The organism is Malonomonas rubra (genome assembly GCF_003247215.1).
GTDB lineage: Bacteria > Desulfobacterota > Desulfuromonadia > Desulfuromonadales > Geopsychrobacteraceae > Malonomonas > Malonomonas rubra_A.
The window spans coordinates 19,602-27,248 of the sequence record NZ_QKAP01000124.1; the positions used below are offsets into that span (position 1 = coordinate 19,602).

The window sequence follows — 7,647 nt, forward strand, 5'->3', positions numbered from 1 at the left end:
CAAAACTGATTAAGTTATTACTGGTGGTTTGATGAAATACTCCCGCGTTTATGTCGAATCGGTTGGCTACGAGCTGGCACCGATAGTCGTTACCTCATCCGAGCTGGAAAGCCGGCTGCAACCGATGTATGAGGCGCTACATATCTCCCCCGGACAGCTGGAAGCGCTTACCGGCATCCGAGAACGGCGTTGGTGGAAACCGAATACGCCGATCTCCCATGGTGCCATCGCCGCGGCCAAGAAATCGTTGCAGGAAAGGAACGTTTCGCCCGAGGATATCGGTGCCGTGGTTTACGCCGGAGTTTGCCGTGAACATTTCGAACCGGCTACCGCCTGCCAAATTGCCTCCGCGCTTGGGGTTAAAGGGAATGCTGCGGTTTATGATATTTCCAATGCCTGTCTCGGGGTGCTCAACGGTGTTCTCGATATCGCCAACCGGATCGAGCTGGGACAGATCCGCGCCGGACTGGTGGTTGCCTGTGAGAGTTCGCGCGAAATCAACGAGATCATGATCAAGCAGATGAACGCGACTCCTTCGATGGAGTTGTTCACCAAGTCGCTGGCGACCATGACCGGTGGCTCCGGTGCTGCCGCGGTGTTACTGACCGACGGGTCTTTCACCCCGTCGCGGCGGCCGAAACTGCTCGGTGGGGTAAATGTTGCCGAACCGCAGTTTCACGAACTGTGTCGTTGGGGGATCAAGTCCGATTCGCCTGAACATCACGTGCCGTATATGTCGACCGATGCGGTCGCTGTTATGAAACATGGTGTCGAATTGGGCAAACGGACTTGGGACGTCTTTGCGGCTGAGCTCGATCTGACTCCTGAGAAGGTCGACAAGGTGATTTGCCATCAGGTCGGTGAAGCGCATCAGAAGCTGATCCTGCAGACGATTGGCATCTCGCCGGAGAAGGATTTTACCAGTTTCGAGTTCCTCGGCAATATGGGGACTGTCTCTTTGCCGATTACTGCGGCGATTGCCAAAGAGCGCGACTTTCTGTTGCCGGGTGATTTCGTCGGCTTTCTCGGTATCGGCAGTGGCCTGAATTGTCTGATGATGGGGATTCAGTGGTGATGCTCGACACTCCGTTGCTGAAAAAGGAATACCCTTTCGAAAGCCATTTCCTGCCGCTTAATCAGCTGAAATATCATTATCTTGATGAGGGGCAGGGGAATCCGGTGGTGATGCTGCACGGCAACCCATCCTGGTCTTTTTATTACCGTAACCTGGTTGCCGAGCTGCGCGAGCAATATCGGGTGATCGTGCCGGATCATATCGGTTGTGGTCTGTCGGACAAGCCGGCTGACTCCCTCTATGCCTTCACGCTCAAGCAGCGGGTTGATGACCTTGAGGCGCTACTTGAACATCTCGATATCAAGTCGAATATCACCTTGGTGGTGCATGATTGGGGTGGGATGATCGGTATGGCATTCGCCACCCGACACCCGGAACGGATCGCCCGGTTGGTAATTTTGAATACCGCGGCTTTTCACCTGCCGCAGAGCAAACCGTTACCGACTGCGCTGCGGATTTGCCGTGATACTCAGTTCGGTGCTTTTCTGGTGCAGGGATTCAATCTCTTTGCCCGTGGCGCAGCAGTTGTCGGCTGTAAGCGCAACCCGATGAAGTCTGATCTGCGCAAGGCTTATTGCGCTCCTTATGATAACTGGCAGCATCGGGTAGCGACCCTGCGGTTTGTGCAGGATATCCCGTTAGTGGAAGGGGATCCCGGCTATGATATAGTAAGCGAAGTTCAGGACAATCTGCAGCAGTTTGCAGAGCTGCCGATCTGTATCTGTTGGGGGGAGAAGGATTTCGTTTTTGATATGCATTTCCTCAATGAATGGCGACAACGCTTCCCGCAGGCCCAGGTGCACAGTTTTGCCGACTGTGGGCATTATATTCTGGAAGACGCCAAAGAGGATGTGATCCCGATTATCCGTAAATTTCTTACCGAAAACCCCTTGCGGACGCAGGGCTCATGACTTCCGGCGGTTTGACCAACATCGCGGCACATTTGCCGGAGATGGCCCGTCGACAGCCTGATACCCCAGCCATCTACATCCCGACCGGTCGTGGTCAACAGTACCGCCAATACAGTTTCAAACAGCTTGATCAAGAATGTGACCGAATCGCGAATGCCTTGGAATCGATCGGGATCAGTCGTGGTATACGCACTGCGCTGATGGTGACGCCCAGTTTGGAGTTCTTTGCCCTGACCTTTGCGCTATTCAAGGTTGGTGCAGTGCCGATCATGATCGATCCGGGCATTGGGGTGAAGAATCTGAAGGTCTGCCTGTCAGAAGCGCAGCCGGAAGCCTTTATCGGCATTCCCAAGGCCCATGTTGCCCGGTTGCTGTTCGGCTGGGGGAAACCGACCCTGAAAATCCTGCTGACGGTTGGGAGCAAGCTGTTCTGGGGCGGATTTTCTCTGTCGAGTCTGAAAAGAAAATTTCCCGCAGGAAAATCTTTTTCGGTTGTTGACACCGATGCTGCAGATACGGCCGCCATCCTGTTTACCAGCGGCAGTACCGGAGTGCCGAAAGGCGTGGTCTATACACACGGCAATTTTATTGCCCAAGTCGAACAGTTACGACAAGTCTACAACATCCGGCCAGGGGAAATCGATCTGCCGACCTTCCCGCTGTTCGCTTTGTTCGCGCCAGCGTTGGGAATGAGCTCGGTCCTTCCTTTGATGGACTTTACACGCCCCGGTTCCGTTGATCCGAAGAATATCATCGGACCGATTCTGAAATTCAACATCACAACGATGTTCGGTTCTCCCGCGCTGATCAACCGGGTAGGGCGCTACGGTCAGGAAAATGGAGTAAAGCTGCCCACATTGAAACGGGTGATTTCAGCCGGTGCCCCGGTACCCGCGTCGGTGTTGAAACGTTTTACAAAAATGCTCAACGATGACGTGCAGGTGTTCACTCCATACGGTGCAACCGAGTCTTTACCGGTCTGTTCCATCGGCAGCTATGAGATATTGAGCGAAACCGCTTCCGCAACCGATCGTGGTATGGGGGTCTGTATCGGCAGGCCGGTCGCCAATATCAACTTGGAGATTATCGGCATCAGTGATGAGCCGATCGACTGGTGGGACGACTCGCTGAAGCTGCCAGCTGGTGAAATCGGTGAGATCGCCGTTTCCGGTCCACAGGTAACGCGCAGGTACTTCAACCGCAAGGAATCGACCAATCTGGCAAAGATCCTCGATCCGGTCAATGCGACCTTTTATCATCGCATGGGGGACCTCGGCTATCGAGATGAACAAGGGCGTATCTGGTTCTGCGGGCGTAAGGCGCATCGTGTCACCTGCCAAGAACAGACACTTTTTACTATCCCCTGCGAAGCGATCTTCAATACCCATGGCAAGGTCTTCCGTTCGGCTCTGGTTGGAGTCGGCGCGCCCGGCCGGATGGAACCGGCAATTTGCATTGAATTGGAACAGGACGTCTCAAAAGAGGAACACGCGCGCATTCTGCAGGAGTTGAAACTGATCGGCAAAAAACATGAGCTGACCAGATCTATCAAACATATCCTGTTCCACCCAGCATTTCCGGTCGATATCCGCCACAATGCCAAAATTTTCCGTGAAAAACTGGCTGTCTGGGCCAAGGGGAAGTTGCGATGAAGGCCTTGGTGACCGGTGGTGGCGGCTTCCTTGGCAAGGCGATCGTCAAGCTGTTGCTTGAGAAGGGGGGGCAGGTACGTTCCTTCTCGCGTAGCGAATACCCAGAGTTGGCAGCATGGGGAGTCGAGCATTGTTGCGGTGAACTGTCGAGTGGTTCGGCACTTAGAGCAGCGGTTCTCGGCTGCGATATCGTTTTTCATGTCGCTGCAAAGGCCGGTGTTTGGGGTTCTTTTGACGATTATTATCAGGCAAATGTTGTCGGTACTCAAAATGTTATTCAGGCTTGTCGCGAGCATGGCGTTCAAAGACTGGTCTATACCAGTTCGCCGAGCGTTGTTTTCGATGGTTCCGATATGGAAGGCGTTGATGAATCGGTCCCTTATCCGAATCATTTTCACGCCTATTACCCACAGACCAAAGCCTTGGCCGAAAAACTAGTGCTTGCCGCCAATGATCAGGAATTGGCGACCGTTGCCTTGCGACCGCACCTGATCTGGGGTCCCGGTGACAGCCATCTGGTGCCACGAATCCTGGAACGCGGCGCTAAAGGTGCGTTACGCAAGATCGGTACTCGCGAGTGCCTGGTTGACACCATCTATATCGATAACGCTGCAGAGGCCCATTTGCAGGCGGCAGAGAAGCTGGATATTGGCAGCGAGGTTGCGGGAAAGGCCTATTTCCTTTCCAACAACGAACCATTGCCGTTATGGGATGTCGTGAACCGGATTCTGGCCGCAGGCAATGTCCCACCAGTGAGCAAAACCATCTCTCCTCGCTTGGCTTACGCGATCGGCGCCGTACTGGAAAATATCTACCGCATTTTCAGGTTGTCGGGAGAACCGCGCTTGACCAGATTTGTTGCTCGAGAACTTTCCACCGCTCACTGGTTCGATTTGAGTAACTCGCAAAACGATTTCGGCTATCATCCGAAAGTTTCGATCGACGAGGGGATGCGTCGTCTTCAAGCTTGGCTGGAAAAAGCGAAATGATGCCGTTGGCGGTCGGAACCTGGCAGTTCCCTCCTGATCGATTATTTCTGCCGGACAAAGAACTCCACCTTTGGCGCTTTCGGCTCGATTTGTCGGAAGATTCGATCGAGGCCTTACGACATGCGTTGTCCGAAGATGAAAAACGGCGGGCTGATCGGTTGCTGCTCGCGAATAAAAAAAAGCAATTTATCGTTGCTCGATGCCGGTTGCGCGAAATCCTCGCGAGCTACATGGATCTTTCCCCAGAAAAGCTTCAGTTTGAATATGGTCCGCAGGGCAAACCGAAACTTCTGCTTAACGATAATATTATTCGCTTCAACTTGGCTCACTCCGGGTGTTTGGCGCTGCTCGGCGTAATCAAGTCGGAAGAGGTCGGTGTTGATCTTGAAAAGATCGACAGGAAATTGGCTTTTAGCCGATTGGCGGAACGTTTTTTTACCGAAGATGAACGATTCGCTCTTGCCCAAGCGTCTGAAGTTCGCAAAAGAAGGGTCTTTTATCGGCTCTGGACAACAAAGGAAAGCCGACTGAAAGAGCGGGGAAGCGGCTTCTCTTCTCCAAACCCGTCTCAGCCCCTACCAACCTTTACGCGTTTGTTTCCGTTGCCTCAAAATTACCTTGGGGCTATCTCCTGTTCGCAGTGGATCGACTCCATAAAGAAATACCACCTGCGCGATACTCGCTGACAACCATCACCTGTGCTATTCTAATTGTTATTCCAACTCCTTAAACGGACAGAATAGTCATGAAACGACAATTATTACTTGCGCTCGGTTGCATTCTTTTGATTGCCGGATGGATGAGCGCTTTCTTAATGCGTGCCTTTCCGCAACAAAGCGATTTCTTTTTTTTGGTTCCGGCCCTTTTGCTCGGGATCGGTGTCGGTGTCACACTGAAGGTGCTGAGTGCTATGCGAACTTCCGTTGTCGTGATTTTAATGGCAATCGTCTCGGTCATCGCCGTCAATCAGGTTTATCCGGACGGTAAAATTTCCGTCACCGGTTTCTTACAACGGATGCAGAATGAGGTCCCAAAAGGCAAGCCGGTCAAAATCGAGGTACTTGAGTCTGACCGGCAGGGAGTTTTCGCCAGCGACCGGACTCTTAACAGCATGGTCGATCTACGGGTTCAGCTGTTTGCACGCATACCCGGCGGCGGGCGGATGCTGGCGTTTGACGATGCCGGACGGCTTTATGTGACGATTCCAAAACTGGGTGCGGTCTATCAGCTGACTGATCTGAACGGCGATGGATTTGCCGATCAATCGCAACTGTTCCATTTCGACATGGACCGTCCGCATGGTCTGGTTTGGGATAAGGACAAACTTTACATCGCGGAGACTTCGCGGCTATTACAGCTGGCCGACAAAAATAAAGACAATCAGGTTGATGAGGTCAACGTTGTACTCGATGACCTGCCGGACGATGGGGGGCATTGGACCCGCAGTCTGGCCAAGGGTGCTGACGGTTTTTTATATCTCTCGATCGGTTCCCGCTGTAACGCTTGTGAAGAGAACGACTTGCGGCGCGCGACCGTTATGCGTGTCAACCCGGTGACGGGAGAAACGGAGATCTTTGCCAAAGGACTGCGAAACAGTGTTGGCCTTACGTTCTCACCTGACGGAAAAATCCTCTGGGGCAGTGATAACGGTCGCGACATGTTAGGTGACGATCTGCCTCCGGATGAAATCAATCGTCTAGAAAAGGATGGTGATTATGGCTGGCCATACTGCTATGGGAACCGTATCCCTGACCCCGACCTCGGCAGTATGGCGCGCTGTAAAGAAACCGTGTCAGCCGCAGTCGAACTGCAAGCTCATTCCGCGCCATTGGGGATCGCCTTTGGCGATGGTTTAAAAGCACCGTCCACTTATCAAAAGAGCATGTTTGTTGCGTTTCACGGTTCCTGGAATCGCAGCGTCCCGACTGGCTACAAGTTGATCCGCATCCCCTTTACGAATGGACAACCGGAATACGCTAAAGAATTTCTTTTCGGCTGGTTTCAGGATGGGAAGGCCTGGGGGCGGCCGGTTGCGCCGGTTGTCGGCCCGGACGGCAGCCTTTACTTGAGTGATGACCTGGCCGATGCCATCTATCGGATCAGCTGGATCGAGTAAGAGTAATTCGTGAAAAAACTATTGCTGATTCTGATCTTCCTGACATTGCCTTTTGCCGCTCAGGCAGAGGTCAAAATTATCGAAGTAAACCACCGCTCTGCTGCCGAACTGGAAAAGCAGGTCCGCGAAGTGCTGGGAGAAGGCGAGAAAGTGCAAGCGGCAGGTTCACACCTGGTATTGATCGCTAATGGAGATACTTTGGAAGCTGCTGAAAAGTTGATCGCGCTCCTCGACACAGAACAAAGCAATCTGGTAATCAGAATTCGCCAACAGGTATCATCGCAACTTGTTGCCGAAGACGCTTCGGCCGCGGTTCATTATGGGAACAAAAACGGAATTTCAACCTCAGGCTCTGCGGGATTTAGACGCGGCAACACGGAAAGTTCCCAGGAACAGCAATTACAGGTTGTGGAGGGAGGGAAGGGACTGATCGAAATGGGTCGGGACATTCCATTTTCCGAAAAATGGGCAGTCGTGACCGGGGGAAATACCGGTTATTCACAAGAGATCGCCTACAAAGCGATTGTCACCGATTTTTGGGTGTCACCGGAACAGGTCATTGGTGAGAAGGTTCTGGTGGATGTTGAGCCCTATGTCGCCGATGCCGAGCAAACCGATTCACAGGCACCTTTTATCGATTTTTCCCAGTTGCTGACCCGGCTACAAGTCCCGCTGGGGGAATGGTACCCCTTAGGTAGCCAATTGATGCAGCGTGATAAAGTCAGTCGAGCAATAATTTCATGGCGCAGCAGCGGTAACAAGGTTGATCGACAGTTGGAAATCAAAATTGATAAGGTTAAGTGATTTATTTTCTTGACACTCCTGATCTGATTTGGTACTTCAATGCGCACGTCAATACGGCATGATCGGCCCCGTCGCCAAGTGGTAAGGCAGAGGTCTGCAA

The 7,647-nt window shown here is 52.6% G+C and carries 7 protein-coding genes; all 7 read left to right on the forward strand.

The genetic code is table 11. From position 1 onward, the window contains the following. Window positions 1-31: 31 nt before the first annotated feature. Genes Q7J88_RS13160 through Q7J88_RS13190 form a run of 7 tightly spaced genes read left to right on the forward strand, consistent with a single transcriptional unit; the run spans window position 32 to window position 7,547 of the window. Entirely contained in the window at window positions 32-1,075 is a 1,044-nt protein-coding gene (locus tag Q7J88_RS13160) for a 3-oxoacyl-ACP synthase III (protein WP_303722693.1), read from the forward strand. Then, the gene (locus Q7J88_RS13165) at window positions 1,075-1,986 is read left to right on the forward strand and encodes an alpha/beta fold hydrolase (RefSeq protein WP_369682038.1); all 912 of its coding nucleotides are present in this window, start codon (window positions 1,075-1,077) and stop codon (window positions 1,984-1,986) included. The genes Q7J88_RS13160 and Q7J88_RS13165 overlap by 1 nt, the downstream gene beginning before the upstream one ends. Continuing rightward, a complete protein-coding gene (locus Q7J88_RS13170) occupies window positions 1,983-3,638 on the forward strand; it encodes a fatty acid CoA ligase family protein (protein ID WP_303722695.1) in 1,656 nt (551 codons plus the stop codon). The genes Q7J88_RS13165 and Q7J88_RS13170 overlap by 4 nt, the downstream gene beginning before the upstream one ends. Then, a complete protein-coding gene (locus Q7J88_RS13175) occupies window positions 3,635-4,627 on the forward strand; it encodes an NAD-dependent epimerase/dehydratase family protein (RefSeq protein WP_303722696.1) in 993 nt (330 codons plus the stop codon). Before Q7J88_RS13170 ends, Q7J88_RS13175 begins: the two co-directional genes overlap by 4 nt. Next, entirely contained in the window at window positions 4,624-5,313 is a 690-nt protein-coding gene (locus tag Q7J88_RS13180) for a 4'-phosphopantetheinyl transferase superfamily protein (RefSeq protein ID WP_303722697.1), read from the forward strand. Before Q7J88_RS13175 ends, Q7J88_RS13180 begins: the two co-directional genes overlap by 4 nt. A gap of 59 nt (window positions 5,314-5,372) precedes the next feature. Next, window positions 5,373-6,743: a sorbosone dehydrogenase family protein gene (locus tag Q7J88_RS13185; RefSeq protein ID WP_303722698.1), complete on the forward strand. Its 1,371-nt coding sequence runs from the start codon at window positions 5,373-5,375 to the stop codon at window positions 6,741-6,743. Between the two features lie 9 nt (window positions 6,744-6,752). Further along, a complete protein-coding gene (locus tag Q7J88_RS13190) occupies window positions 6,753-7,547 on the forward strand; it encodes a hypothetical protein (protein ID WP_303722699.1) in 795 nt (264 codons plus the stop codon). The last annotated feature ends 100 nt before the right edge of the window (window positions 7,548-7,647 follow it).

Bases quoted from the DNA above. Each gene is read 5' to 3' on its own strand.
- Q7J88_RS13160 (WP_303722693.1), top strand. From the start codon at position 32: ATGAAATACTCCCGCGTTTATGTCGAATCGGTTGGCTACGAGCTGGCA.
- Q7J88_RS13165 (WP_369682038.1), top strand. From the start codon at position 1,075: ATGCTCGACACTCCGTTGCTGAAAAAGGAATACCCTTTCGAAAGCCAT.
- Q7J88_RS13170 (WP_303722695.1), top strand. From the start codon at position 1,983: ATGACTTCCGGCGGTTTGACCAACATCGCGGCACATTTGCCGGAGATG.
- Q7J88_RS13175 (WP_303722696.1), top strand. From the start codon at position 3,635: ATGAAGGCCTTGGTGACCGGTGGTGGCGGCTTCCTTGGCAAGGCGATC.
- Q7J88_RS13180 (WP_303722697.1), top strand. From the start codon at position 4,624: ATGATGCCGTTGGCGGTCGGAACCTGGCAGTTCCCTCCTGATCGATTA.
- Q7J88_RS13185 (WP_303722698.1), top strand. From the start codon at position 5,373: ATGAAACGACAATTATTACTTGCGCTCGGTTGCATTCTTTTGATTGCC.